This window comes from Pseudomonas sp. S30, from assembly GCF_016518545.1.
In the GTDB taxonomy this organism is placed as follows: Bacteria; Pseudomonadota; Gammaproteobacteria; order Pseudomonadales; family Pseudomonadaceae; genus Aquipseudomonas.
In genome coordinates this window covers 57,686-83,213 of sequence record NZ_JACVTO010000023.1, presented here as the reverse complement: position 1 = coordinate 83,213, position 25,528 = coordinate 57,686, and the positions used below count along the sequence as shown (strand labels likewise).

Sequence of the window (25,528 nt, the reverse complement as noted above, 5' to 3'; positions counted from 1 at the left end):
GGGCACCCCATTCAACGAGTTGAACGAGTTTTATATGACCAAGCAGAAAATCAATGGCGAAGAACTGGTCGAACTGACCAAGGCCGCGCTGGAAGACGTCAAGGCCCAGGACATTCAGGTCATCGACGTGCGCGACAAGCACAGCCTCACCGACTACATGATCATCGCCACCGGTACCTCCAACCGGCAGATCAACGCCATGCTGGAAAAGGTCCGCGAGGCGGTCAAGGCCAAGGGCGCCCAGCCTCTGGGCGAGGAAGGCAAGGGCGACAGCGACTGGGTGCTGCTGGACCTCAACGACGTCATCGTCCACATGATGACGGCCGCCGCTCGCCAGTTCTATGACCTGGAGCGCCTGTGGCTGGGCGCCGAGCAGAGCCGCGCCGCTGACGCCAAGCACCACAGCCCGGAAAACACCAGCGACTACTTCACCGACAAGCTCAAGGATCGGGAATAAGGAGGCGCCATGCGTCTGCGCCTGATCGCGGTCGGTTCGCGCATGCCCAAGTGGGTCGAGGAAGGCTGGCACGAGTACGCCAAGCGCCTGCCCCAGGAGCTGTCGCTGGAACTGGTGGAGATCGCGCTGAACACCCGCGGCAAGAACGCCGACGTTGCCCGCCTGATCCGTCAGGAGGGCGAGGCGATGCTGGCCAAGGTGCAGCCGGGCGAGCGTGTCGTCACCCTCGAGGTGCACGGCAAGCCGTGGAGCACCGAGCAGTTGGCGGTCGAACTGGACCGCTGGCGGCTGGATTCGCGTACGGTCAACCTGATGGTGGGTGGTCCGGAAGGGCTGGCGCCGGAGGTCTGTGCCCGTGCCGAGCAGCGCTGGTCGCTGTCGCCCTTGACCCTGCCGCATCCGCTGGTGCGTATCCTCATCGGCGAACAGATCTACCGCGCCTGGACCGTGCTGTCCGGGCACCCCTACCACAAATGATCGCGTAAGCCCGTCCGATGCCGCAGCAGATCCGCCTCAAGGACCACGAGAAAGACGCACGCCTGGTGCGCAACCGCGTCGTGGTCGGTGCGGTGGCCACCGTGCTGCTGGTTGCCGTGCTCATCGCGCGCCTGTACTACCTGCAGATCATCCAGTACGACTACCACTCCACGCTGTCGGAGAACAACCGGGTGCACGTGCAGCCGATCCCGCCCACCCGCGGGCTGATCTTCGACCGCAACGGGGTAATAGTTGCCGACAACCGGCCCAGCTTCAGCCTAAGCATGACGCGCGAGCGCGCTGGCAACTGGCAGGAGGTACTCGACACCATCATCGAGGTGCTGGCGCTGACCGAGGATGACCGTGCCCTGTTCGAGAAGCGCATGAAGCAGGGGCGTCGACCGTTCGAGCCGGTGCCCATCCTGTTCGAACTCAGCGAAGACCAGATCGCCCGGGTGGCGGTCAATCAGTTCCGCCTGCCGGGGGTGGAGGTGGTCGCGCAACTGGTCCGCCACTACCCGCAAGGGGCGCACTTCGCCCATTCGGTGGGCTACGTGGGGCGGATCAACGAGAAGGAACTCAAGACCCTCGACCCGGTGAACTACAGCGGCACCCACCATATCGGCAAGACCGGCGTGGAGCGCTTCTACGAAGACCAGCTGCATGGCCAGGTGGGCTACGAGGAAGTCGAGACCAACGCGCGCGGCCGTGTGCTGAGGGTGCTCAAGCGCACCGACCCCAAGCCTGGCAAGGACATCGTCCTGAGCCTGGACATCAAGTTGCAGGAAGCCGCCGAGCAGGCCCTGGGTGGCCGCCGCGGCGCCATCGTGGCCCTCGAACCGCGCACGGGCGAGGTACTGGCCATGGTCAGCCAGCCCAGCTTCGATCCGAACCTGTTCGTCACCGGCATCAGTTTCAAGGCCTACGCCGAGCTGCGCGATTCGATCGATCGCCCGCTGTTCAACCGCGTGTTGCGCGGGCTATATCCGCCCGGCTCGACCATCAAGCCGGCGGTGGCCATCGCCGGGCTGGACAGCGGCGTGGTCAATGCCAGCTCGCGGGTGTTCGACCCAGGCTACTACCAACTGCCCAACTACGACCATAAGTACCGTAACTGGAACCGCAGCGGCGACGGCTGGGTGGATCTGGACGTGGCGATCATGCGTTCCAACGACACGTATTTCTATGAACTGGCGCACAAGATGGGCATCGATCGCCTGTCGGCCTACCTGAACAAGTTCGGCATCGGCCAGAAGGTCTCACTGGACATGTTCGAGGAGTCCCCGGGGCTGATGCCTTCGCGCGAATGGAAACGCGCTACCCGGCGCCAGGCCTGGTTCCCCGGCGAAACGCTGATTCTCGGTATCGGCCAGGGCTACATGCAGGCCACACCCCTGCAACTGGCCCAGGCCACGGCGCTGATCGCCAACAAGGGCAAGTGGAATCGGCCGCACCTGGCCAAGACCATCGAAGGCCAGCCACCGGTGGACGAGAATCCGATGGCCGACATCCTGCTGCGTGATGGCAATGACTGGGCACGGGTCACCCACGGCATGGAGCAGGTGATGCACGGGGCCCGCGGTACCGCGCGCAAGGCGGCGCTCGGCTCGCCCTATCGCATCGCCGGCAAGAGCGGCACCGCGCAGGTGGTGGCGATCAAGCAGGGGGAGAAGTACGACCGCAACAAGCTCCAGGAGCGTCACCGCGACCACGCGCTGTTCGTTGCCTTCGCCCCAGCCGAGGCGCCGAAGATCGTGGTGGCGGTGATGGTCGAGAATGGCGAGTCCGGCTCTGGAGTCGCAGCGCCCGTGGTGCGCCAGGTCATGGATGCCTGGTTGCTCGACGAGAATGGCCAGCTCAAGCCCGAGTTCGGCCCTGCCACCGCCACCGTCGCTCAGGAAACGGCCCCGTGAAGAACAATTTCGATCGCATGCTCTCCAGTGAAGACGTGATGCGCCGTCGCGCCAGCTTCCTGCAGCGCATCCATGTCGACGGTCCGCTGCTGCTGATCCTGCTGACCCTGGCCGCCGGCAGCCTCTTCGTCCTGTATTCGGCCAGCGGCAAGAACTGGGACCTGCTGATGAAGCAGGCCACTTCGTTCGGCATCGGCCTGGTCTCGATGTTCGTCATCGCCCAGCTGGAACCGCGCTTCATGGCGCGCTGGGTGCCCGTGGCCTACGTGGTCGGGGTGCTGCTGCTGGTGGTGGTGGACGTGATGGGCCACAACGCCATGGGCGCCACGCGCTGGATCAACATCCCCGGGGTGATTCGCTTCCAGCCCTCGGAATTTCTCAAGATCATCATGCCGGCGACCATCGCCTGGTACCTGTCCAAGCGCACCCTGCCGCCGCACCTCAAGCACGTGGCGATCAGCCTGTTGCTGATCGGCATGCCGTTCATTCTCATCGTGCGCCAACCGGACCTGGGCACCGCGCTGCTGATCCTCGCCTCCGGCGCCTTCGTGCTGTTCATGGGCGGGTTGCGCTGGCGCTGGATCATCAGCGTGGTAGCCGCGGCGGTGCCGGTGGCAGTGGCCATGTGGTTCTTCGTCATGCACGACTACCAGAAACAGAGGGTCCTGACATTCCTCGACCCGGAGAGCGATCCGCTGGGTACCGGCTGGAACATCATCCAGTCCAAGGCCGCCATCGGCTCGGGCGGCGTGTTCGGCAAGGGCTGGTTGCTGGGCACCCAGTCGCACCTGGACTTCCTTCCGGAAAGCCATACCGACTTCATCATCGCCGTGCTCGGCGAGGAATTCGGCTTGGTCGGCATCTGCCTGCTGCTGATCATCTACATGCTGCTGATCGGTCGCGGACTGGTCATCACCGCGCAGGCGCAGACGCTGTTCGGCAAACTGCTGGCCGGCAGCCTGACGATGACCTTCTTCGTTTACGTATTCGTCAATATCGGTATGGTGAGCGGTCTGTTGCCCGTGGTGGGGGTGCCCTTGCCCTTCATCAGCTATGGCGGAACTTCGTTGGTGACGCTGCTGTCAGCGTTTGGCGTTCTGATGTCGATCCATACGCACCGTAAATGGATCGCGCAGGTTTGAATAAGGTGAACAATTTCATGCAAGCAGTGCGTAGTTGGGCGGCCCGTTGTATGCCGTGGATCGGCGCGGTGGGGCTGCTCGGCGCTGTCCAGCACGCCGATGCCGGCGATTACGACGGCTCGCCTCAGGTGGCCGAGTTCGTCGGTCAAATGAGCCGCGACTATGGGTTCGCCAGCGAGCAGTTGATGGCCGTGTTCCATGAGGTGCAGCGCAAGCAGGCGATCCTAGATGCGATCTCGCGTCCGGCCGAGCGGGTCAAGCCGTGGAAAGACTACCGGCCGATGTTCATCACCGATGCGCGCATCGCGCGTGGCGTGGACTTCTGGCGCCAGCACGAGGCAGCCCTGACGCGTGCCGAGCAGCAATACGGCGTGCCGGCCCAGTACATCGTGGCGATCATCGGCGTGGAGACCTTCTTCGGGCGCAATACCGGTAACTATCGGGTCATCGACGCGCTGTCCACCCTGGGCTTCGACTATCCGCCGCGGGCTGATTTCTTCCGCAAGGAGTTGCGTGAATTCCTGCTGCTGGCCCGCGAGCAGCAGCTCGACCCGCTCACGCTCAAGGGTTCCTATGCCGGTGCCATGGGACTGCCGCAGTTCATGCCGAGCAGTTTTCGCAACTACGCGGTGGATTTCGACGGCGACGGCCATATCAACATCTGGACCGATCCAGACGACGCCATCGGCAGCGTGGCCAGTTACTTCAAGCGTCATGGCTGGGTCACAGGCGAGCCGGTGGTCAGCCGGGCCGAGGTCGACGGCCCTCGGGTCGACGAAGGTTTGACCCAGGGCATCGAGCCGGCCAGTACGGTCGGCCAGTTGCAGGCGCTGGGCTGGTCGAGTCATGATGCGCTGCGCGACGATCTGCCGGTCACGGCCTTCAGGCTCGAAGGCGACCAAGGCCCGGAATACTGGATGGGCCTGAAGAATTTCTACGCGATCACGCGTTACAACCGCAGCGTGATGTATGCCATGGCGGTGCATCAGCTGTCGCAACAGCTGCTCCAGGCGAAGGGCGTCAAGTAATGCGCGAACTGTTCAAAACCCATACGCTCAAGTTGCTCGGCTGCGCCGCCCTGGGCGTGCTGCTGGTGAGTTGCTCGTCCAGCCGGCCGACCCCTGTCAAGTCCGGCGGCGGTAACGTGGTCCGTGCGCAGCCGGGCCTGGACATCAACCGGGCCCACAAGGACGGTGCGCCGTGGTGGGACGTGGACGTCAACAAGATCCCCGACGCCACCCCGACCCTGCACACCGGCGCCTACAAGGCCAACCCCTATACCGTGCTGGGCAAGACCTACTACCCGATGCAGGACGCGAGCAACTACCGCGCCGAGGGCACGGCGTCCTGGTACGGCACCAAGTTCCACGGGCAGAACACCGCCAACGGCGAGCTGTACGACCTCTATGGCATGAGTGCGGCGCACAAGACTCTGCCGCTGCCCGCCTACGTGCGGGTGACCAACCTGGCCAATGGCCGCAGCGTGATCCTGCGGGTCAATGACCGTGGGCCGTTCTATTCCGACCGCATCATCGACCTGTCCTACGCCGCCGCGAAGAAGCTCGGCTATGCCGAGACCGGTACCGCCCACGTACGTGTGGAGGGCATCGACCCGCAGCAGTGGTGGGCGCAGAAAGGCCAGCGTCCGCCGCTGGTGCTCAAGGAGCCGCAGGTGGCCCAGGCCCAGCCGGTGCCGGTCAGCACCGGTCGGGTCGAACAGTGGACACCGCCGCCGCAGCAGCACGCCGCCCCCGTGGTGCCCGTGCAGGTCGGGGGCAACAATGTACCTGGCAACCGCGGCGGCAGCTTCCTGCAGGTCGGCGCCTTCGCCAACCCGGACGCCGCCGAACTGCTGCGTGCCAAGCTCAGCACCATGGTCAGCGCACCGGTGTTCATCAGCTCCATCGTGCGCAACCAGCAGACCCTGCACCGCGTGCGCCTGGGGCCGATCACCAGCGCGGGCGAGATCCAGCAGGCCCAGGACAGCATCCGCCTGGCGAACCTTGGCCAGGCCAAGGTGGTCACGGACTGAGCTGCGTGAGCCAGGCTGCAACCCGTATGCTGCAAGATGCCGGAGGCGCGGGGCCGGACCCGCTGCTGCCACCGGCAGCTTGCGGCGCACGAGTTGCAGCTTGTTCATGAATTGCCCAGGCATGCCATGTACAATGGCCGTTTTGCCCCGTGGGGCAGGGCTGGGCGACAGCCCCGATTCACACTGAAATGCCGCGGGAGCCCTGCGGAACATCAGACCATTAGCGATCTACGAGAGACGGATGAACATCACCAACCTTGCCAAACGCCTTTGCCTGCCCGTACTGCTGATGATCATGCCCGCTGCGTTCGCAGCCGAGCAGATGATGCCGGCGCCTCCGCAACTGGCCGCCAAATCCTACGTGCTGATGGACGCCTCCAGCGGCAACGTGCTGGTGGAAAACAATGGTGACGAACGTCTGCCACCGGCCAGCCTGACCAAGCTGATGACCGCCTACATCGCGACCCTGGACATCCGTCGCGGGCAGATCGGCGAGAACGATCCGGTGACCGTCAGCGAGAACGCCTGGCGCACCGGCGGCTCGCGCATGTTCATCAAGGTCGGTACCCAGGTGACCGTCAGCGATCTGCTGCACGGCATCATCATCCAGTCGGGCAACGATGCCTCGGTCGCCCTGTCCGAGCACATCGCCGGCAGCGAAGACGCCTTCGCCGACATGATGAACAAGACCGCTGCCGACCTGGGCATGTCCAACTCGCACTTCATGAACCCCACCGGCCTGCCGAACCCCGAGCACTATTCCTCGGCGCACGACATGGCCTTGCTCGCGCGGGCGATCATCAACGAGGACCCGGCGCACTACGCCATCTACTCGCAGAAAGAGTTCTTCTGGAACAACATCAAGCAGCCCAACCGCAACCTGCTGCTGTGGCGCGACAAGACAGTCGACGGCCTGAAGACCGGTCACACCGAAGAGGCCGGCTACTGCATGGTGGCTTCCGCCGTACGTGACGGTCAGCGTCTGATCGCCGTGGTGTTCGGCACCAACAGCGAGCAGTCCCGCGCTGCCGAAACCCAGAAGCTGCTGACCTACGGCTTCCGCTTCTTCGAAACCCAGACCTTCTACCAGAAGGGTGTGGAATTGAGCCAGGCGCCGGTCTGGAAGGGCGCCACTGGTCAGGTGAAGGCTGGCCTGGCCAATGACCTGACCATGACCATGCCCAAGGGCCAGCTCAAGCGCCTGCAAGCGTCGATGACCATGAACCCGCAGCTGACCGCGCCCATCGCCAAGGGCGAAGTGATCGGCAAGGTGGAAGTCAAGCTGGACGACAAAGTGGTGCACACCGCCGACCTTATCGCCCTCGACGGCGTCGAGGAAGGTGGTTTCTTCCGTCGTATGTGGGATAGCATCCGCCTGTTCTTCTACGGTTTGTTCAACTGATCCGTGACCTGCCATGCCCCCGAGCGCGCGCCCGGGGGCATCGTTGTTGCCACGCCTTACGAGGGCGTATCCGCCATGAGCGATGCTGACGTCAAGTCGCACAAAATCGAATTTCCCTGCGAGGACTATCCGATCAAGGTGATCGGCGATACCGGTGTCGGTTTCAGCGACACCGTCATCGAGATCCTCAAGAAGTATGCCGAGGTGGACATGAGCACCCTGGCCGAGCGCCAGAGCAAGGAAGGCAAGTACACCACCGTGCAACTGCACATCGTCGCCACCAGCGAGGACCAGTTGCAGGACATCAACAGCGCCCTGCGTGCCACCGGCATCGTGAAAATGGTACTGTGATGCCCGCGTGCCTGGGCTTTCGCGAGCTTGGCCTGCAACCGTACGAACCGGTGCTGGAGGCCATGCGCCGCTTCACCGGGCGACGTTCGGCCGATGCGCCCGACGAAGTCTGGCTGGTCGAGCACCTGCCGGTGTTCACCCAGGGCCAGGCAGGCAAGCCCGAGCACCTGATGCTGACCGGTGACATCCCGGTGGTGCAGACCGAACGGGGCGGCCAGGTGACCTATCATGGTCCGGGGCAGCTGGTGGCCTACGTGCTGCTGGACGTACGTCGCCTCGGTATCGGCGTTCGCGAGCTGGTCAGTCGTCTGGAAAACAGCCTGGTGGCCCTGCTGGCCAGCTATGGTGTCCAGGCCGCCGCCAAGCCCGATGCGCCGGGTGTGTACGTGGATGGCGCCAAGATCGCTTCGCTGGGCCTGCGCATCCGTAACGGTTGTGCGTTTCACGGCCTGGCCCTGAACGTCGACATGGACCTGTCGCCGTTTCGCCGCATCAACCCCTGCGGGTACGCGGGGCTGGCCATGACCCAGCTGCGCGACCACACAGGCCCGATCGAACTCGACGAGGTCAGGACAAGGCTGCGCGAACAGCTGGTCAGGCACCTCGACTACGCTGAGCAGACGACCCTGACGGGCGGAATCGACTGAATATGACAACTGTGCAAGAAGCCGTGCCGAACCTGATCCCGACGCAAGACGTCACGCCCCGCCCTGCGCCGAAGAAGGTCGAAGCCGGCGTCAAGCTGCGGGGCGCCGAGAAGGTCGCCCGTATCCCGGTGAAGATCATCCCCACCGACGAGCTGCCGAAAAAGCCCGACTGGATCCGCGTGCGCATTCCGGTATCGCCCGAGGTCGACCGTATCAAGCAGCTGCTGCGCAAGCACAAGTTGCACAGCGTGTGCGAAGAGGCTTCTTGCCCGAACCTGGGCGAGTGCTTCTCCGGTGGCACGGCTACCTTCATGATCATGGGTGACATCTGCACCCGTCGTTGCCCGTTCTGCGACGTCGGTCACGGTCGTCCGAAGCCGCTGGATGTGGACGAGCCGAAAAACCTGGCCGTGGCCATCGCCGACCTGCGCCTGAAGTACGTGGTGATCACCTCGGTCGACCGCGACGACCTGCGCGACGGCGGCGCCCAGCATTTCGCCGACTGCATCCGCGAGATCCGCGCGCTGTCGCCGGGCGTACAGCTCGAAACCCTGGTCCCGGATTACCGTGGTCGCATGGACGTGGCGCTGGAGATCACCGCGCAGACGCCACCCGATGTGTTCAACCACAACCTGGAAACCGTGCCACGCCTGTACAAGGCGGCGCGTCCCGGCTCGGACTACGACTGGTCGCTGGACCTGCTGCAGAAATTCAAGAAGCTGGTCCCCCACGTGCCGACCAAATCCGGCTTGATGCTCGGCCTGGGCGAGACCGACGAGGAAGTGATCGAAGTGATGAAGCGCATGCGCGAGCACGAGATCGATATGCTGACCCTCGGCCAGTACCTGCAACCGTCGCGCAGCCACTTGCCGGTGCAGCGCTTCGTGCACCCTGATACCTTCGCCTGGTTCGCCGAAGAGGGCTATCGGATGGGCTTCAAGAACGTGGCCTCCGGGCCGCTGGTGCGTTCCTCCTACCACGCCGACCAGCAGGCGCACGAGGCCAGGATCAAGCTCTGACCGCCAGCGTTGCACACATGCCGATACTCGCTGGGAAGCAGTATCGGTATTTTTTTGCGCGGCGCATGGCATGCTGCCGGCTTCAAGCGTAATGGAGATGGCTCATGCAACCCAGTGACACCCTCGCAGCGATGTTGCCCAAGGCATTGGACAAGGGCGCGCGGTTCGCCATCGTCGCGCCAGCGGGGCCGGCGCGGCTGGATACGCAAAAGGCCACGGCCTGGTTCGAAAGCCGCGGCTATGGCTGCCGAATCTACCCGGGAGCCTTGCAGTCGGACGGCTACCTGGCCGGCAGTGACCAGCAGCGCGCACGGGATCTGCAGGAGGCGTTCGCCGATCCCGAAATCGACGCCATCCTGTGCATGCGTGGCGGCTATGGCAGCATGCGCCTGCTCGACCGGCTGGACTTCGCGCTGATCGGTCGGCATCCCAAACCGCTGATCGGTTACAGCGACATCACCGCGCTGCACACGGCCATCGCGCGTCATGCAGGCTTCGTCACCTTCCACGGCGGCATGCTCAACGCCGATCTGCTGGGCCACAAACTCGAGCCCACCGTCGGTTCGCTGCTCGGGCAGTTGCACGGTGAGCGCGGGCCAGGCGATGCCATCGAGCACCCGGCAGGCTTTGCCTTGACCACCGTATCAGGGGGCAGGGCCAGCGGTCGTCTGGTTGGCGGCAATCTGTCGATGCTGGGGGCCACCCTGGACACGCCAGCGGAAATCGATTCCCACGACAGCATTCTGTTCATCGAGGACGTCAATGAACCGCTGTATCGGGTGGACCGTCTGCTGACCCAACTGCGTCTGGCAGGCAAGCTGGAAGGGGTGAGAGGGGTACTGGCTGGAGACTTCGCCGGCATCACCGTGGGCGCGCTGCAGCCGCTGCTGCGGGATATTTTCGGCCCGTTGAACGTGCCCGTCCTGGCCGGCTGGCGCAGCGGTCACAGCGATCCCAACGTCTGCTTGCCGCTGGGCGCGCGCGTGCAGCTGGATGCCGATGCACGGCGGGTGGTGCTCGTGCAGTCGTTGTTCGCTGGCACCGCCTGAGCCCGTCCACAAGCGGCCCGCCGACCGATTTCTAAGCATCGGCGAGCCGCCGCTCCTGCCTGGAGCTGCCGGGAGTCGGTACGGCTAGCGCAGACTCTCCAGCAGCTTGTGCGTTGCGTAGCCGTCGGCCGGCCAGCCCAGGCTCTGCTGCGCGGTGCGAATCGCCTTGCGCGTGTTGGCGCCTATGATTCCGTCGGCATTGCCGGCGTCGTATCCGCGACCATTGAGCAGGTTCTGCAGCTCGACGCGCTCGCTGCGACTCAGCGGCAGATCGTCCTTGGGCCAGGCCCCGGCGATGAAGCCCCAGCCGGAGAAGCGATCGCCCAGCAGGCTCACCGCCAGGGCGTAGGACGAGGAATTGTTGTACTTCAGAATGGCCCGGAAGTTGTCCAGTACCAGGAACGCCGGACCCCGAGCGCCTGCTGGCAGCAACAGGGCGGCCGGCAGCTGGTTGCTGCCAGCGGGCAATTGCGTGCCGGTTGGCAGCTTCACGCCCAGGCCCAGCCACTCGCTGACGGGCTTGCGTTGCGCGCCATCGGCCAGCCAGTAGTCGAAGCCGGCTGGCACCTGGACCTCGAAGCCCCACGGCTGTCCGCGTTTCCAGCCCGAGCTTTGCAGATAGTGCGCAGTGGAGGCCAGGGCATCGGGTGTGCTGTTCCAGATGTCCCGGCGACCGTCGCCGTCGAAGTCCACGGCGTGGGTATTGTAGGTGGTGGGGATGAACTGGGTCTGGCCCATGGCGCCTGCCCACGAGCCGCGCATGGCTTCGGGCTGGATGTCGCCGTTCTGCAGGATCTGCAAGGCGGCGATCAACTGGTCCTGGGCGAAGGTCGGACGGCGCCCCTCGTAGGCCAGGGTGGCCAGCGAGCGGATCACCGACTTGTTGCCCTGGAACTGGCCGAAGTTGCTCTCCATGCCCCAGACCGCCACCAGTACCTGCCGGTCGACGCCATAGCGCTGTTCGATACGCTCCAGCAGCTCGGCGTTCTGCTCCAGCAGTCGCTTGCCGTTGCGTACCCGCAGCGGCGACAGGGCGCCGTCCAGGTATTCCCACACCGGTCGGCTGAACTCTGGTTGGCTGCGGTCGGCCTTGATCACATCCATATCGGGGGTGACCCCGAGAAACGCCCGGTCGAATGTCGCGGCGGTGATACCGGCTTGCAGGGCCTGCTCACGGAAACTCGCTTGCCATTGGGCGAAGGTCTGCAAAGGCTGGATATCGCCCGAGGTGTCCGGCACCTGGGTCGGCAGGCTGACAGTGGGCGTGGGCTGGGCTGGCGTGAGGGGCAGGGCATCGGCGGCAGTGGGTTTTTCCGCACAGGCGACGAGCAGGATGAAGCTGGACGCGGCGATCAGCTGGCGGGGTTGCCAGCGCTGGGAAAGACTGAAGGACATGCACAGATCCAGGTTTGCAGTTCAAGTGCCGACCATATCATGACTGCGGCTTTTTCAGGCGGCCAGAAAGCAAGAAGCCTCCCAATCTCGTGATTGGAAGGCTTCGCGGCGGTAGCTGCCCTTGCCCTTGTCCGGTCGTTCCTGTCGGCAACGGAACAGCGGTTGGGCGACGATCGACTTGGCCTTGTTCGGGCCGTGCTTCTTCGGCTTCTTGCTCATGGCGGATTCCCGATGGGGTGGCTTTCGCGGCGCACTGTAAAGACCATTGCGCACCTGGGCCAATTGAATGTGTTTATGGCCCGTGGACCGCGCGCGATCACAAGGGAGGCAGGTGGATCCGCTGGCCGGCCATCAGCAGCGTGAGGCGCGTCAGGCTGGTCCATGGCGAGCCGTCGGCCTGGCCCTTGATCTGCGCGTCGATACGCTGTGCATCCTGCAACAGCTGGGTCCAGCGCTGCGCCGACAGGCGCTGCAAGGCCTTGCTCACCAGAGGCCGGCGCTTGTCCCATACCGGCGGCCTGGCCTGGCTGAAGGCCTTGTCCAGGGGCACGCCCTGGCTGAATTGCTGGGCGAGGCTCGCCAGCAGCCGCAATTCCCGCGCCAGTGCCCAGAGAATCACGGGTGGCTCCACCCCTTCGCCGCGCAACCCTTCGAGCATGCGCAGAGCATGCACCGCTTCGCCGTTGAGGATCGCATCGACCAGCCCGAACACATCGAAACGTGCGCTGTCGGCCACCGCGGCCTGCACCGTTTCGACGGTTATCTGCTTGCCGTCGGCCAGTAGCTTGAGCTTTTCGATTTCCTGGGCGGCGGCGAGCAGATTTCCTTCCACGCGAGTGGCGATCAGGTCGAGGGCGTCGCGCTGTGCCGACAGACCGGCCTGGGACAGTCGCTGGTTGATCCACTGCGGCAGTTGCTGAGCGTCGACCGGCCAGATCTGAATGAACTGACACTGTGAGCCCTCGACCAGCGCCTTGCCCCACTTGGTTTTCTGGGCGCTGCCGTCGAGCTTGGGCAGGCTGATCAGCAACAGCGTGTCTTCGGCGGGCCGTGCGCAGTATTCGATCAGTGCCGCTGCGCCCTTGTCGCCCGGCTTGCCCGAGGGCAAGCGCAGTTCGAGCAGGCGGCGCTGGGCGAACAGCGAAAGGCTGGCGCCAGCCTGCAGCAGGCTGCCCCAGTCGAAATTGGCGTCGGCGCTGAACACCTGGCGCTCATCGAAGCCCTGCTGGCGAGCGGCGCTGCGGATGGCATCGGCCGCTTCCTGGCACAGCAGCGGGTCGTCGCCGCTGACTACGTAGACCGGCGCGAGGCCACCTTGCAGGTGCTTGTTGAGTTGGGCAGCAGATAGCTTCATGGGCGGGAAAGGGGCACCGGGGTGCCCCTGCTGGCTCAGTTGGCCGGAACTTCCATCGGCGATTGCTGGGGCGTATTGTCCTGCACGCGCTGCGCTTCACGCAGTGCTTCGGCTTCGGCGCGGGCACGCTCGTCGGCTTTGTGCTGCAGGTCCGCCAGTTGTGCAGGGGTGAGTTGTTGCAGACGGACCATCATGCTCTGGACCAGTTCGCGGCGCAGTTCCTTGCGGATCTGCACCGACTCCTGAGCCGAGCCGGAGATGTTGTTGCCGTCGTAGACGTAGTCCTTGCGCACTTCCACCTTGTCTTCCAGCAGCACGGCGTCGTTACGGCCCTGTACGGCATAGTTGAGCACGGTGGTGAGTTCGTATTCGGCCGAGCGGCTGCCACCGTTGTAGGTCGCGGCCCGCTGGGACTCCTGCTCGTTGGTGAGCACCAGCTTGTAGGGTGCGGCGGCGGAGACCGTGATACCGCTGTTCTGCAGCGACTGGCGCAGCTGCTTGACGGTATCGCCGTAAGCGTTGCGCGCAGACAGGTCCAGTTCCTTGAAGGCCAGCTCGTTGGTGCCGGTACCGCGCAGCTGGAAACCGCAGGCGCCCAGCGTCGCGGCCAGGCCAATAACCAGCAGATTGCGTTTGATCATGGTGTTGCTCCCTTGTGGGCCTGTACCGCCCGCCCTGTCGCCAGGGCGGGCGTTGCCATCAGTTGGCGACGATGTTGACCAGCTTGCCCGGCACGACGATGACCTTGCGGATGGTCAGGCCATCGATGAAGCGCAGGACATTCTCGTTGTTGCGGGCGGCCTGTTCGATGTCTTCGCGGCTGGCGCTGGCCGGCATCTCGACCTGCCCGCGCAGCTTGCCGTTGACCTGCACCACCAGGGTGAGGCTGTCTTGCACCAGCGCGGCTTCGTCCACCTCCGGCCAGGCGGCGTCGATCACGGGTTGGTCGTGACCCAGCGCCTGCCACAGGGCATGGCACAGGTGCGGGGTGATCGGCGCCAGCAGCAGCGTGACCGCCTCGAGGCCTTCGTGCAGCAGGGTACGGTCCTGGGCGCTGGCCTGCGGAGCTTTTTCCAGGACGTTCATCAGGGTCATCACCTGGGCGATGGCGGTGTTGAACTTGTGGAACTGGCCCACGTCGTTACCCGCCTGCTTGATCGCGGCGTGGATGGCGCGGCGGATGACCTTCTGTGCATCGTCCAGGGCCGCGGTGTCGAGCTGGCCTGGCAGGCCCTGGGCCACATGCCCCTGGGCCAGACGCCAGACCCGGCGCAGGAAGCGACTGGCGCCTTCGACGCCCGAGTCGGACCACTCCAGGCTCATGTCCGGCGGCGAGGCGAACATCATGAACAGGCGGCAAGTGTCGGCGCCGTAGGCGTCGATCATGGCCTGCGGGTCGACGCCGTTGTTCTTGGACTTGGACATCTTCTCGGTCCCGCCGATTTCCACGGGCAGGCCGTCGCTCTTCAGGCGCGCACCGACGATCTTGGCCTTGGCATCGCGCTCGACCTCGACATCGGCAGGGTTGAACCAGTCCTTGCCGCCGTTGCTGGCCACGCGGTAGTAGGTGTCGGCGATGACCATGCCCTGGGTCAGCAGGTTCTTGAACGGCTCGTTGGAGGTGACCAGGCCCTCGTCGCGCATCAGCTTGTGGAAGAAGCGGGCGTACAGCAGGTGCAGGATCGCGTGCTCGATGCCGCCGATGTACTGATCCACCGGCAGCCAGTGGTTGGCCGCTTTCGGATCGACCAGGCCCGACTCGTAGTGCGGCGAGGCGTAGCGGGCGAAATACCAGGAGGACTCGACGAAGGTGTCCATAGTGTCGGTTTCGCGCTTGGCCGGGCTGCCGCAGGTGGGGCAGGTGCACTCGTAGAACTCGGGCATGCGCGCCAGGGGCGAGCCGGCGCCGTCGGGCACCACGTCTTCGGGCAGGCGCACCGGCAACTGGTCTTCCGGCACCGGCACGTCGCCGCACGACGGGCAGTGGATGATCGGGATCGGGCAGCCCCAGTAGCGCTGGCGGCTGATGCCCCAGTCGCGCAGGCGGAACTGGGTGCGCGACTTGCCCAGGTCCTTGCGCAGCAGGGCCGCTTCGATGGCGTCGAAGGCGCCGGCGAAGTCCAGGCCGTCGAATTCACCGGAGTTGATCAGCTGGCCATGCTCGCCGTAGGCGGCGTCCCATTCGGCGCCGACTTCGTCGCCGACGCGGGTGCGTACCACGGCCTTGACCGGCAAGCCGTACTTGCGGGCGAATTCGAAATCGCGCTCGTCATGGGCCGGCACCGCCATGACGGCGCCATCGCCGTAGTGCATGAGCACATAGTTGGCGACCCACACCGGCAGCTTCTCGCCGGTCAGCGGGTGTTCGACCCGCAGGGAAGTGGCCATGCCCTTCTTTTCCTGGGTGGCCATGTCGGCTTCGGCCACGCTGCCGCTCTTGCATTCATCGATGAATGCCTGCAGCGCCGGGTTGCCCTGCGCGGCCTGGGTGGCCAGCGGATGCTCGGCGGCGACGGCGACATAGGTGGCGCCCATCAGCGTGTCGGGGCGGGTGGTGAAGACCTTCAGCGCGCCGGCCTGGCCGATGCTCGCCTGGTCGTAGGGGAACTGCACTTCCATGCCGCGCGACTTGCCGATCCAGTTGCGCTGCATGGTCTTGACCTGCTCAGGCCAGCCCGGCAACTCGTCGAGGCTTTCCAGCAGCTCGTCGGCGTAGTCGGTGATGCGGAAGTAGTACATCGGGATTTCGCGCTTCTCGATCAGCGCGCCGGAACGCCAGCCGCGGCCGTCGATGACCTGCTCGTTGGCCAGCACGGTCTGGTCGGCCGGGTCCCAGTTGACCGTGCCGTTCTTGCGATAGATCACGCCTTTCTGGAACAGGCGGGTGAACAGCCACTGTTCCCAGCGGTAGTAGTCCGGCTTGCAGGTGGTGACCTCGCGGGACCAGTCGATGGCCAGACCCAGGCTCTTGAGCTGGGTCTTCATGTAGTCGATGTTCTCGTAGGTCCACTTGGCGGGCGCGACGTTGTTCTTCATCGCGGCGTTTTCCGCCGGCATGCCGAAGGCGTCCCAGCCCATCGGCTGCAGGACGTTCTTGCCCAGCATGCGCTGGTAGCGGGCGATGACGTCGCCGATGGTGTAGTTGCGCACGTGACCCATGTGTAGCTTGCCGCTCGGGTACGGGAACATCGACAGGCAGTAGTAGGTGTCCTGGCCTGGCTGTTCGGTCACAGCGAACGATTGTTGCTCGTCCCAGAAGGTCTGGGCGGCGGCTTCTACATCACGGGGCTGGTATTGTTCGTGCATGGCTACTTTTGCTGAGAGAGGGGAGACCTTGTTTCCAGGCAGCGCAACCTCGCTGCGTCCGGCACTCCGCTGGCGGTTAGAGTGAACGGCCTAGCATACATGAGCGTCGCGCGTCCTGGGAAACGCTGAATACGATTGGCCGGGCACGTTCCGTTTGTCGCGGCGCAGCGCTGCATCGCCCAGTGCCGCTAAGCTGATCGTTGGGGTAGGACATTCTGACCTGCAATGAGGTGAACGATGGGAGATTCGCAGTTAACCGCAAGCAAGCCCGAGCTCTACGAACGCCTGATCGACCGATTGGGCCTGGCGCTGGAAGCGGCGAGGACATCCGCCGGCCTGCGCGATGAAATGCCTGCCGAACTGGAGTTGCGTGACCTTAGCCCAGCGGAGTTCCGGGTACTCAAGGCCTACCTGGACCGCCTGCCCACGCGCCGCGTCGGCGGGCCCGGCAGCGTTGCCCAAGTGGCCAGCGGAGCTGGCAAGATCGTTTGGTTGAAGAACCGCCAGCGCCCTGCCGCCACTTCCAGCGTCATGAAACACGGGGCTCGCTAGCGAGCCTCTTTACGATGATCTGACCACCTGAGCCCACGACGCCGGCACTTGTTGCCCGGCGTCGTTGCTTATAGGCTGCCCGCCTTGCCGGAGGTGCGCATGCCGATTCGATTCTTTCTCAAACAGTGGTTGATGCCGCCAGGGCTTTTCCTGCTGCTGCTTGCGGCCGGCTGGTGGCTGCGCCGCCGGCGCCCGCGACTGGCGACGGCGTGCTTCGGCCTCGGCTTCGCCGGACTCTGGCTGATGAGCCTGCCGCTGGTGGTGCAGGAAGCTGCCAGGCTACTGGAGACCGAGCCGGCGCTGGCGCCCGAGGTCTGGACCCAGCTGGCTCAGCGCGCCGATGCCATCGTGGTGCTAGGTGCGGGTCGCGACCGTGGCGATCCCGCGTGGGGCGGCGAGGATCAGCCCAGTGCCCCTGCATTGGAACGACTGCGCTATGCCGCTCAGTTGGCCAAGGCGTCGGGCCTGCCGGTATTGACCAGCGGCGGCTTGCACTACGGTTCGCCGCCCAGCGAAGCATCGCTGATGGCCCAGCGCCTGCAGCTGGATTTCGGCGTGACGACCACCTGGCGCGAAGAGGCCAGCCTCACTACCTGGGAGAATGCCAAGTTGAGTGCCGAGCTGCTGCGCAAGCAGGGCATCCATCGCGTGGTGCTGGTGACTCAGTCCTGGCACATGCAGCGTTCGCGCTGGAGTTTCGAACGGGTGGGGCTCGAGGTGGTTCCTGCGCCGGTGGGCTTGCTCGGTGTGGACCATGCCCGCCCGTTCGCCGGGCTGATACCGGAGAGTCGGGCCGTGTGGCAGAACGGCGTGCTGTTGAACGAAGCGGTGGGGTTGGTGGGATACCGGTTGTTCTACTGATGGGGGAGGCTGGGTGAATCCGCTCCGGTCGAGCAGATTCACCCGTGGCGAACGCTGCGCCGGCGTTCAAGCGGTCTTTGCCATGCGCCCGGCCAGCAGCGCCCAGCCCATCAGCAGTACGCAGAGAATCCCCAGCGGCCAGGAGCGCCATTGCAGGTAGGGCGTGAGCTGCTGCATCGGAACCACGTCGCCATACAGAATCGCCTGCTGGAATTGCGGAATCTGCGTGGTGATCCTGCCGAAGGGGTCGATCAGCGCGGTGACGCCATTGTTGGTGGCCCTGATCATCCAGCGCCCGGCCTCGAGGGCGCGCATCTGCGCCATCTGCAGGTGCTGCAACGGGCCGATCGAGGTGCCGAACCAGGTGTCGTTGCTGATGGTCAGCAGCAGGTCGCTGCGCGCGGCAAGGCCTGCGGCGAATTCCGGATAGACCACTTCGTAGCAGATGAACGGCGCCACCTGGTAACCCTTGGCCTGGAGCAGCGGCTGGTCGTCAGGGCCTCGGGCGAAGTCGGACATCGGCAGGTTGAAGAACTCGATCGCCCCGCGCAGCATGTCCTGCAACGGCACATATTCGCCGAAAGGCACCAGCTTCTGCTTGAGGTAGGTGCCATCGCCTTCGCCGGCAACCGTGATGCCATTGAAGTAGCGACGTTGCTGGTGAACCATTTCGCGCACCGGTACGCCGGTGATCAATGCGGCGTGTCGGTCGGCGGCGAAGCTGCCCATCATGTCGATGTAGCCCTGGGCCTGATCCTTGAGCACCGGCACTGCCGTTTCCGGCCACACCACGATGTCCACCGGCTGCGAGCGCAGGGTCATGTCCCGGTACAGCGCCAGTTGCGCGTTGACGTGCGCCGGGTCCCACTTCACTTCCTGCTCGACGTTGCCTTGCACCGCTGCGACCTTCAGCGGGTCGCCGGCGGGGCGGGTCCAGGCGTGGCCCTTGAGGGCGAGGCCGAGCACCCAGGGTGCGATGAGCAGCACCACAGCCGTGGCCAGGAACGAGGGGCGTGCCCTCAGGCGATGCAGGTTGCACAGCAGGGCGGCCGACAGCGCCAGGGCGAAGGAAATGAGCCACACGCCGCCCAGGGGGGCGAGACCGGCCAGCGGCCCATCGAGCTGGCTGTAGCCGGCATAGAGCCAGGGAAAGCCGGTGAGGAACCAGCCACGGAAAGCCTCTTGCAGCAGCCACAGGGCGGCGAAGCACAGCGCGTCGGCCAGCGGCGCTTCGTTGCGCCGCAACCAGCGCGCCCAGAGCCAGGCGGGCAGGGCGAAGAACCAGGCGATGGCGGCGAAGAACGCCACCAGCAGCAGGGTGGCCAGCAGCGGCGAAGCGCCACCGTAGGTGTTGATGCTGACGTAGATCCAGCTGGTGCCGGCGCCATACAGGCCGAAACCGTAGCACCAGCCGCGGCCCAGGGCCTGGCGCGGGCTCAGCTCGCGCAGGCCGAGGTAGAACAGCACGATCGCCAGCAGGGCGACCGGCCACACGTCGAACGGCGCCAGGGCCAGGGAAGTGGAGGCGCCGGCCGCCACGGCCAGCAGGTTACCGGGCCAGCCGGGACGGGTGATCCAGCGCATGGTCGTCCTTAGCGGGTGATGGGGGTCAGGCGCAGCAAGTGGATGCGGCGGCTGTCGGCGTTGAGGATGCGGAAGCGATAGGCGCCGATCTCGGTGGTTTCGTTGCGCTTGGGCAGGTGTCCGAACGCACTCATGACCAGGCCGCCGACGGTGTCGAACTCGTCATCGGAAAACGCGCTGTCGAAGAAGCTGTTGAAGTTCTCGATCGGCGTGAGCGCCTTGACCAGGAAGTCGCCGCTGGGCAGCGGCTTGATGTAGCTGTCTTCCTCGACGTCATGCTCGTCCTCGATGTCGCCGACGATCTGCTCGAGCACATCCTCGATGGTGACCAGGCCGGCCACGCCGCCGTACTCGTCGATGACCACGGCCATGTGGTTGTGATTGGCGCGAAACTCGCGCAGCAGCACGTTCAGGCGCTTGGACTCGGGCACGAAGGTGGCCGGGCGCAGCAGGTCCTTGATGTTGAAGCTGTCGCCGTTCTCCTTGAGGATCAACGGCAGCAGGTCCTTGGCCAGCAGGATGCCGAGCACATCGTCGTGGCTTTCGCCGATCACCGGGTAGCGCGAGTGCGCGGCGTCGATCACCGCCGGCAGGAATTCGCGAGGCGACTGGCTGGCCTTGATGCTGATCATCTGCGAGCGCGGGACCATGATGTCGCGCACTTGCAGGTCGGCGACCTGGATGGCGCCCTCGACGATGGTCAGCGCTTCGCTGTCGAGCAGCTTGTTCTGATGGGCTTCACGCAGTAGCTCGAGAAGCTCCTGACGGTTTTTCGGCTCATGGGCAAAAGCCTGGGTCAGCTTGCCCAGCCAGGACTTTTGCCCGTTGCTCGATCGATCTTCGCTCATGGCGGTTTACTCGTGATCCTTGCAGTGTTCAGTGGGTGATTGAATCGGTGTGGTCGTCGGCGTAGGGGTCGGGATGGCCCAGCTCGGCCAGCAACTGGCGTTCGAGCGCTTCCATTTCCTCGGCCTCATCGTCGTCGATGTGGTCGTAGCCCAGCAGGTGCAGGCAGCCATGGATCACCAGGTGCGCCCAGTGGGCCGGCAGCGTCTTGCCCTGCTCGGCCGCCTCGCGCTCGACCACCGGGACGCAGATGACCAGGTCGCCGAGCAAAGGAATATCCAGCAGTTCATCGGGCACGTCAGCCGGGAAGGACAACACGTTGGTGGCGTAGTCCTTGTGCCGGTAGGTGTGGTTCAGCGCGCGGCCCTCGGCTTCGTCGACCAGGCGAATGGTCATTTCCGAGTCGGCGCTGCGTTGACGCAGCGCCAGTTCGCACCAGCGGCGGAAATCGGCTTCGTCGGGAGCGGCGGCTTCGCTGGCGCGCTGCAGATCGAGCTCAAGCATCTTTGCCGGACGCCTCGGGCCTGGCCTGACGGGCATCGAAGCGGTCGTAGGCTTCGACGATGCGCTGCACCAGGGGGTGGCGCACCACGTCCTTGGGCTGGAAGTGGGTGAAGCTGATACCCGGCACGTCCCTGAGCACCTCGATCACGTGGGCCAGGCCCGACTTGGTGCCGCGCGGCAGGTCGACCTGGGTGATGTCACCGGTGATGACCGCGGTGGAGCCGAAGCCGATGCGGGTGAGGAACATCTTCATCTGTTCCAGGGTGGTGTTCTGGCTTTCGTCGAGGATGATGAAGCTGTTGTTCAGCGTACGGCCGCGCATGTAGGCCAGTGGCGCGATCTCGATCACCTGGCGTTCGATCAGCTTGGCCACGTGTTCGAAGCCGAGCATCTCGTAGAGCGCGTCGTAGAGCGGGCGCAGGTAGGGGTCGATCTTCTGCGCCAGGTCGCCCGGCAGGAAGCCGAGCTTCTCGCCGGCTTCGACCGCCGGGCGTACCAGCAGGATGCGACGCACCTGCTCGCGCTCCAGGGCGTCGACCGCGCAGGCCACGGCCAGGTAGGTCTTGCCGGTGCCGGCCGGACCGATGCCGAAATTGATGTCGTTGGCAAGGATTTCCTTGACGTAGCGCTGCTGGTTGGCGCCGCGCGGGCGGATGTTGCCCTTGCGCGTGCGCAGCGACACGCTGACTTCGTTGACGGCGGGATTGTCGAGGTTCTCGACGGCCGACTCCTGCAGATACAGGTGGACCGTTTCCGGCGACAGTTCGGTGGCCTTGGTCTCGCGATAGAGACGGCGCAGCAGCTGTTCGGCGGCGGAGGTGGTCTTGGCTTCGCCGATCAGTTCGAACTGATTGCCGCGGTTGCGGATCTCGATGGCCAGGCGTTGTTCGATCAGGCGCAGGTGCTCGTCGAACTGGCCGCACAAGTTGGCGAAACGGTGGGCCTCGAAAGGTTCGAGGGTAAAACGATGAGGTTCTATGGGTGCGTTCAAGGTCGGTTCAAGGCGCTCGACTGGGGATGTGAAATGAAGAATAACCCTTGATCGGCAGTGGCGAAAGCTCTGAAACGATCAAGGGTCGGGATGCACTGTGGCAGAGGTGTCTGACCGTTGTGCGACAGATCGGTTGCGTCCGCGCAGCGTGCGTCGATCAGGGCAGTGGCGAGAACGGCGTGCGCCCTTCGGCGCTCTGCAACTCGAGCAGGTACTTGCGGAAGATCTGGCCCAGCACCTGGGTGGCGTGTTCCAGCTCGTCCCGGGACATTTGCCCGGTGACTTCGTCGGCCAGGTCCAGGGCATCCTCGGCGCCGTTGACCGCGGCAATCTTCAGCAGGATGTAGGCCTGGACGTTGTTGGCCTGCACCCCTTCGCCGCGCATGAACATGCCGCCCAGGCGGTACTGGGCCTGTGCATGGCCTTGCAGCGAGGCCTTCTCGAACCAGTTCAGCGCCTTGTCCAGGTCTTTGGGGGCCTGCTTGGCGCTGTAGTAGAACTCCCCCAGCTCGTACTGCGCCTGGGCGTCGCCGGACTCGGCGCTCTGCACGCAGCTCTTGAGCGCGCCTTCCAGGTCCTGGGGCTGGGCGTTGAGAGTGCAGCGGCCCGTCGCTGGAATCAGCAACGAATTGCCGCCCTCCGCCAGTGCCAGCAGGGGCTGTAGAAGCAACAGGCAGCCCAGGGTCAGGGCGCGGCCGGTGCGGTTCATGGGGATCGACTTACCTCTGCAAGCTGCGGCCAGTGTCGTTGGTGGCACATTATGGGATAAGCGGCGCCAACCTTACAAAGTTTTACTCGATTTTATGCAGGCTGGGCGAATCGGCCTATTGTGCCCGCACTTCTGCCGCCGCTTCTACAGGGGAAGCGGCGTGCTGCAAGCGCCTGCGCTCAGTGGGGGTGGGGCGCTCATTTGAGCGCCGCGAAGGCCTTTTCTGCCGCGTCCAGGGTGATCTTCAGCTCGGCATCGCCATGGGCGATGGAGGTGAAACCTGCCTCGAACGCACTCGGCGCCAGGTACACGCCGCCGTCCAGCATCAGGTGGAAGAAGCGCTTGAAGCGCTCGGCGTCGCTGGCCATCACATCGTCGAAGGTCACGATGTCGTCGGCGCCGCTGAAGTACAGGCCGAACATGGCGCCAGCCTGGGTGGTCACGAACGGCACCCCGGCGGCGTCGGCGCGTTGTTGCAGGCCGTCGAGCATGCGGCTGGTGAACGCGCTCAGCTCATCATGGAAGCCCGGGCGGCTGATCAGCTTGAGGGTGGTCAGGCCGGCGGCCATGGCCAGCGGGTTGCCCGACAACGTACCGGCCTGGTAGACCGGGCCCAGCGGGGCGATGCAGCCCATGATCTCGCGCTTGCCGCCGAAGCAGCCGACCGGCATGCCGCCGCCGACGATCTTGCCGAAGGTCGACAGGTCCGGGGTGATGCCGTAATGCCCTTGGGCACCGCCCAGGGACACTCGGAAACCGGTCATCACTTCATCGAAGATCAGCACCACGCCGTGCTGGTCGCACAGGGCTCGCAGGCCCTCGAGGAAGCCCGGGGCCGGCGGCACGCAGTTCATGTTGCCGGCCACTGGCTCGACGATGATGCAGGCCACGCTCTGGCCTGCATCGGCCAGGGTCTTTTCCACCGCGCCGATGTCGTTGAACGGCAGGGTCAGGGTGTGCTTGGCGAAGTCCGCCGGCACCCCCGCCGAGCTGGGCACGCCCTGGGTCAGCAGCCCGGAACCGGCCTTGACCAGCAGGCTGTCGGAGTGCCCGTGGTAGCAGCCTTCGAACTTGATGATCGCGTCGCGGCCGGTGTAGCCACGGGCCAGGCGGATGGCGCTCATGGTGGCTTCGGTGCCCGAGCTGACCATGCGCACCATTTCCATCGACGGCACCAGCGAGCAGACCAGGTCGGCCATCTCGGTTTCCATGGCGGTCGGCGCGCCATAGGACAAGCCGTGTTCCAGCTGGCGGCGCACGGCGTCGAGTACGTCCGGGTGGCCATGGCCGAGAATCATCGGGCCCCAGGAGCCGACGTAGTCGACGTAGCGCTTGTCGTCCTCGTCGACCACGTAGGCGCCTTCGGCGTGCTTGAAGAACAGCGGCGTGCCGCCGACGCTCTTGAATGCGCGAACGGGCGAATTGACGCCGCCGGGAATGTGTTTCTGGGCTTGGGCGAACAGGGTTTCGGAACGGGACATGGAAAGCTCTCTCGAAGTCAGCTAGCGAACAGGGCGTTGAAGGCACGGGCGCGGCGGGTGACTTCCCGCGCGCTGTCGGCGCCGAACAGGCCATGGATCACCGCCAGCAGGTCGGCGCCGTGGGCGACCAGCGGGGCGGCGTTGTCGAGGGTGATGCCGCCGATCACGGCGATCGGCAGGCTGATTCGGGCGCGGGCCTGGGCGATCAGCTCGAGGCTGGCAGCAGGCGCGCCGGGTTTGGTCAGCGAATTGAAGAAGCGCCCGAAGGCCACGTAGCTGGCACCTTCGCGGGCGGCCTGCTCGGCCAGTTCCAGGCTGGCATGACAGGTCGAGCCGATGACGGCCTGACGCCCCAGCAGCGCACGGGCCGGCGTCAGCGGGCCGTCGGTCTGGCCCAGGTGCAGGCCCACGCCCAGGCGTGCGGCCAGCTCGGCGTCGTCATTGATGATCAGGGTGGTACCGTAGCGCTGGCACAGCTGCATCAGCGCCTCGGCTTCACGCAGGCGCCGCGCGGCGTCGTCGCCTTTGTCGCGGTACTGCAACAGTCGCACCCCGCCTTCCAGGGCGGCCTCGACATGGGAGAGAAAGCGGCCGGCGAGCAGTTGGCTGTCGGTGATGGCATACAGGCCACGCAGGGTCATGGAACGGCCTCGTCGTCAGTGGCAGAAATCCAGCGGCAGGCGGCGTGGCACGAATTGTCCACGGCCCAGCTGCTCGGCGTCACGCAAGGTACGCCAGGTGTACTCCAGGGCCGTGCTCACGGCGCTGACCAGCCCTTCGCCCAACGCCAGGCGGCCGGCCAGGGCGCTGGCTAGCGTGCAGCCCGAGCCATGGTAGCTGCCGGGCAGGCGCTGGCAGGTCCAGGTGTGCTGCTCGCCGCTGCGGCTATACAGGCGATTGTGGATTTCCACTTCGTCGCCATGGCCGCCGGTGATCAGCAGATGCTCGCAGAACGGCAGGAGTTTCTCCGCGCACTCATCTGCACTGCCGGACGGTAGCTCGGCGAGAATGCGCGCCTCGGGCAGGTTGGGCGTGGCGAGGGTGGCGCGTGGCAGCAGGCGTTCGCGCAGGGCGTAGCCGACCTCGTCCTTGCCCAGCCGGCCACCGCCGCCCGCACGCAGCACCGGGTCGCAGACCAGCGGCAGGTGCGGGTGGGCGGCCAGCAGTTCGGCCACGGTGTCGACCATTTCGGTGGAGCCGAGCATGCCCAGCTTCACGGCCGCCACGCGGGAGTCAGCCAGCACCGCGTTGGCCTGGGCCAGCACCCAGGCGCGGTCGAGCACGCGGAAGTCGGACACATCGACGGTATCCTGCACGGTCAGGGCCGTCACGGTGGGGGCCGCGTGACAGCCCTGGGCGATCAGGGCTTCGATATCGGCCTGCAAGCCGGCGCCGCCACTGGGGTCGTGGCCGGACAGGCAGAGGACAACGGGTCGGGAGCTGTAGGTATTCATGG

The 25,528-nt window shown here is 65.3% G+C and carries 26 protein-coding genes; 13 read left to right on the top strand and 13 right to left on the bottom strand.

The window, feature by feature from the left end; genetic code table 11:
• The first annotated feature begins 34 nt into the window (after nucleotides 1–34).
• The 11 genes from rsfS to IAE34_RS21220 all read left to right on the top strand — a co-directional run bounded on the left by rsfS (nucleotide 35) and on the right by IAE34_RS21220 (nucleotide 10,489).
• Nucleotides 35–457 (top strand): ribosome silencing factor, encoded by a 423-nt coding sequence (rsfS, locus tag IAE34_RS21270; RefSeq protein WP_200140921.1) that lies wholly within the window; start codon nucleotides 35–37, stop codon nucleotides 455–457.
• 9 nt (nucleotides 458–466) lie between these two features.
• The gene (gene rlmH, locus IAE34_RS21265) at nucleotides 467–934 is read left to right on the top strand and encodes a 23S rRNA (pseudouridine(1915)-N(3))-methyltransferase RlmH (protein WP_200140920.1); all 468 of its coding nucleotides are present in this window, start codon (nucleotides 467–469) and stop codon (nucleotides 932–934) included.
• 17 nt (nucleotides 935–951) lie between these two features.
• Entirely contained in the window at nucleotides 952–2,847 is a 1,896-nt protein-coding gene (gene mrdA / locus IAE34_RS21260; protein WP_200140919.1) for a penicillin-binding protein 2, read from the top strand.
• 38 nt (nucleotides 2,848–2,885) lie between these two features.
• Nucleotides 2,886–3,989: a rod shape-determining protein RodA gene (gene rodA, locus IAE34_RS21255; RefSeq protein ID WP_200140934.1), complete on the top strand. Its 1,104-nt coding sequence runs from the start codon at nucleotides 2,886–2,888 to the stop codon at nucleotides 3,987–3,989.
• 17 nt (nucleotides 3,990–4,006) lie between these two features.
• The gene (mltB, locus tag IAE34_RS21250) at nucleotides 4,007–5,017 is read left to right on the top strand and encodes a lytic murein transglycosylase B (protein WP_200140918.1); all 1,011 of its coding nucleotides are present in this window, start codon (nucleotides 4,007–4,009) and stop codon (nucleotides 5,015–5,017) included.
• On the top strand, nucleotides 5,017–6,021 hold the full coding sequence (locus IAE34_RS21245; protein WP_200140917.1) for a septal ring lytic transglycosylase RlpA family protein: 1,005 nt from the start codon (nucleotides 5,017–5,019) through the stop codon (nucleotides 6,019–6,021). The genes mltB and IAE34_RS21245 overlap by 1 nt, the downstream gene beginning before the upstream one ends.
• Nucleotides 6,022–6,262: 241 nt before the next feature.
• Nucleotides 6,263–7,423 (top strand): D-alanyl-D-alanine carboxypeptidase family protein, encoded by a 1,161-nt coding sequence (locus IAE34_RS21240; protein ID WP_200140916.1) that lies wholly within the window; start codon nucleotides 6,263–6,265, stop codon nucleotides 7,421–7,423.
• 75 nt (nucleotides 7,424–7,498) lie between these two features.
• Entirely contained in the window at nucleotides 7,499–7,774 is a 276-nt protein-coding gene (locus IAE34_RS21235) for a DUF493 domain-containing protein (protein ID WP_200140915.1), read from the top strand.
• Entirely contained in the window at nucleotides 7,774–8,421 is a 648-nt protein-coding gene (gene lipB, locus IAE34_RS21230; protein ID WP_200140914.1) for a lipoyl(octanoyl) transferase LipB, read from the top strand. Before IAE34_RS21235 ends, lipB begins: the two co-directional genes overlap by 1 nt.
• 2 nt (nucleotides 8,422–8,423) lie before the next feature.
• Nucleotides 8,424–9,440: a lipoyl synthase gene (gene lipA, locus IAE34_RS21225; protein ID WP_233631281.1), complete on the top strand. Its 1,017-nt coding sequence runs from the start codon at nucleotides 8,424–8,426 to the stop codon at nucleotides 9,438–9,440.
• 104 nt (nucleotides 9,441–9,544) lie between these two features.
• On the top strand, nucleotides 9,545–10,489 hold the full coding sequence (locus IAE34_RS21220; RefSeq protein ID WP_200140913.1) for a S66 peptidase family protein: 945 nt from the start codon (nucleotides 9,545–9,547) through the stop codon (nucleotides 10,487–10,489).
• Nucleotides 10,490–10,573: 84 nt separating this feature from the next.
• Here the strand turns inward: IAE34_RS21220 and IAE34_RS21215 are convergent, their stop codons facing one another.
• From IAE34_RS21215 to leuS, 5 genes are all read right to left on the bottom strand, one after another.
• Nucleotides 10,574–11,884 carry a lytic murein transglycosylase gene (locus IAE34_RS21215; RefSeq protein WP_200140912.1) on the bottom strand — a complete coding sequence of 437 codons (1,311 nt, stop codon included), beginning with the start codon at nucleotides 11,882–11,884 and terminating at the stop codon, nucleotides 10,574–10,576.
• Nucleotides 11,885–11,938: 54 nt separating this feature from the next.
• Nucleotides 11,939–12,103 carry an alternative ribosome rescue factor ArfA gene (gene arfA, locus IAE34_RS21210; RefSeq protein WP_200140911.1) on the bottom strand — a complete coding sequence of 55 codons (165 nt, stop codon included), beginning with the start codon at nucleotides 12,101–12,103 and terminating at the stop codon, nucleotides 11,939–11,941.
• A 97-nt stretch (nucleotides 12,104–12,200) separates the two neighbouring features.
• Nucleotides 12,201–13,238, bottom strand: coding sequence for a DNA polymerase III subunit delta (gene holA, locus IAE34_RS21205; protein WP_200140910.1), 1,038 nt, complete (start codon nucleotides 13,236–13,238; stop codon nucleotides 12,201–12,203).
• A gap of 35 nt (nucleotides 13,239–13,273) precedes the next feature.
• Entirely contained in the window at nucleotides 13,274–13,879 is a 606-nt protein-coding gene (locus tag IAE34_RS21200) for an LPS-assembly lipoprotein LptE (protein WP_200140909.1), read from the bottom strand.
• A 58-nt stretch (nucleotides 13,880–13,937) separates the two neighbouring features.
• Nucleotides 13,938–16,544, bottom strand: a complete 2,607-nt coding sequence (gene leuS / locus IAE34_RS21195; protein WP_200140908.1) for a leucine--tRNA ligase — start codon at nucleotides 16,542–16,544, stop codon at nucleotides 13,938–13,940.
• A 237-nt stretch (nucleotides 16,545–16,781) separates the two neighbouring features.
• Here leuS and IAE34_RS21190 point away from each other — a divergent pair, with 237 nt between their 5' ends.
• Together IAE34_RS21190 and IAE34_RS21185 are read left to right on the top strand one after the other, a co-directional pair.
• Nucleotides 16,782–17,096, top strand: a complete 315-nt coding sequence (locus IAE34_RS21190) for a hypothetical protein (protein WP_200140907.1) — start codon at nucleotides 16,782–16,784, stop codon at nucleotides 17,094–17,096.
• Between the two features lie 99 nt (nucleotides 17,097–17,195).
• Nucleotides 17,196–17,957, top strand: coding sequence for a YdcF family protein (locus tag IAE34_RS21185; RefSeq protein ID WP_200140906.1), 762 nt, complete (start codon nucleotides 17,196–17,198; stop codon nucleotides 17,955–17,957).
• A 66-nt stretch (nucleotides 17,958–18,023) separates the two neighbouring features.
• Here IAE34_RS21185 and lnt read toward each other — a convergent pair whose 3' ends face one another.
• The 8 genes from lnt to IAE34_RS21145 form a co-directional block, all read right to left on the bottom strand.
• Nucleotides 18,024–19,541, bottom strand: coding sequence for an apolipoprotein N-acyltransferase (gene lnt, locus IAE34_RS21180; protein ID WP_200140905.1), 1,518 nt, complete (start codon nucleotides 19,539–19,541; stop codon nucleotides 18,024–18,026).
• A gap of 8 nt (nucleotides 19,542–19,549) precedes the next feature.
• On the bottom strand, nucleotides 19,550–20,389 hold the full coding sequence (locus tag IAE34_RS21175; protein WP_200140904.1) for an HlyC/CorC family transporter: 840 nt from the start codon (nucleotides 20,387–20,389) through the stop codon (nucleotides 19,550–19,552).
• A 28-nt stretch (nucleotides 20,390–20,417) separates the two neighbouring features.
• Nucleotides 20,418–20,891: an rRNA maturation RNase YbeY gene (gene ybeY, locus IAE34_RS21170; protein ID WP_200140903.1), complete on the bottom strand. Its 474-nt coding sequence runs from the start codon at nucleotides 20,889–20,891 to the stop codon at nucleotides 20,418–20,420.
• Nucleotides 20,884–21,882 carry a PhoH family protein gene (locus tag IAE34_RS21165; protein WP_200140902.1) on the bottom strand — a complete coding sequence of 333 codons (999 nt, stop codon included), beginning with the start codon at nucleotides 21,880–21,882 and terminating at the stop codon, nucleotides 20,884–20,886. The genes ybeY and IAE34_RS21165 overlap by 8 nt, the downstream gene beginning before the upstream one ends.
• A gap of 157 nt (nucleotides 21,883–22,039) precedes the next feature.
• Nucleotides 22,040–22,591, bottom strand: a complete 552-nt coding sequence (locus tag IAE34_RS21160; RefSeq protein WP_200140901.1) for a tetratricopeptide repeat protein — start codon at nucleotides 22,589–22,591, stop codon at nucleotides 22,040–22,042.
• Between the two features lie 197 nt (nucleotides 22,592–22,788).
• Nucleotides 22,789–24,072: a glutamate-1-semialdehyde 2,1-aminomutase gene (gene hemL / locus IAE34_RS21155; protein ID WP_200140900.1), complete on the bottom strand. Its 1,284-nt coding sequence runs from the start codon at nucleotides 24,070–24,072 to the stop codon at nucleotides 22,789–22,791.
• A gap of 17 nt (nucleotides 24,073–24,089) precedes the next feature.
• Nucleotides 24,090–24,713 (bottom strand): thiamine phosphate synthase, encoded by a 624-nt coding sequence (gene thiE / locus IAE34_RS21150; protein WP_200140899.1) that lies wholly within the window; start codon nucleotides 24,711–24,713, stop codon nucleotides 24,090–24,092.
• A 15-nt stretch (nucleotides 24,714–24,728) separates the two neighbouring features.
• Nucleotides 24,729–25,526 (bottom strand): hydroxymethylpyrimidine/phosphomethylpyrimidine kinase, encoded by a 798-nt coding sequence (locus IAE34_RS21145; RefSeq protein ID WP_200140898.1) that lies wholly within the window; start codon nucleotides 25,524–25,526, stop codon nucleotides 24,729–24,731.
• Between the last annotated feature and the right edge of the window lie 2 nt (nucleotides 25,527–25,528).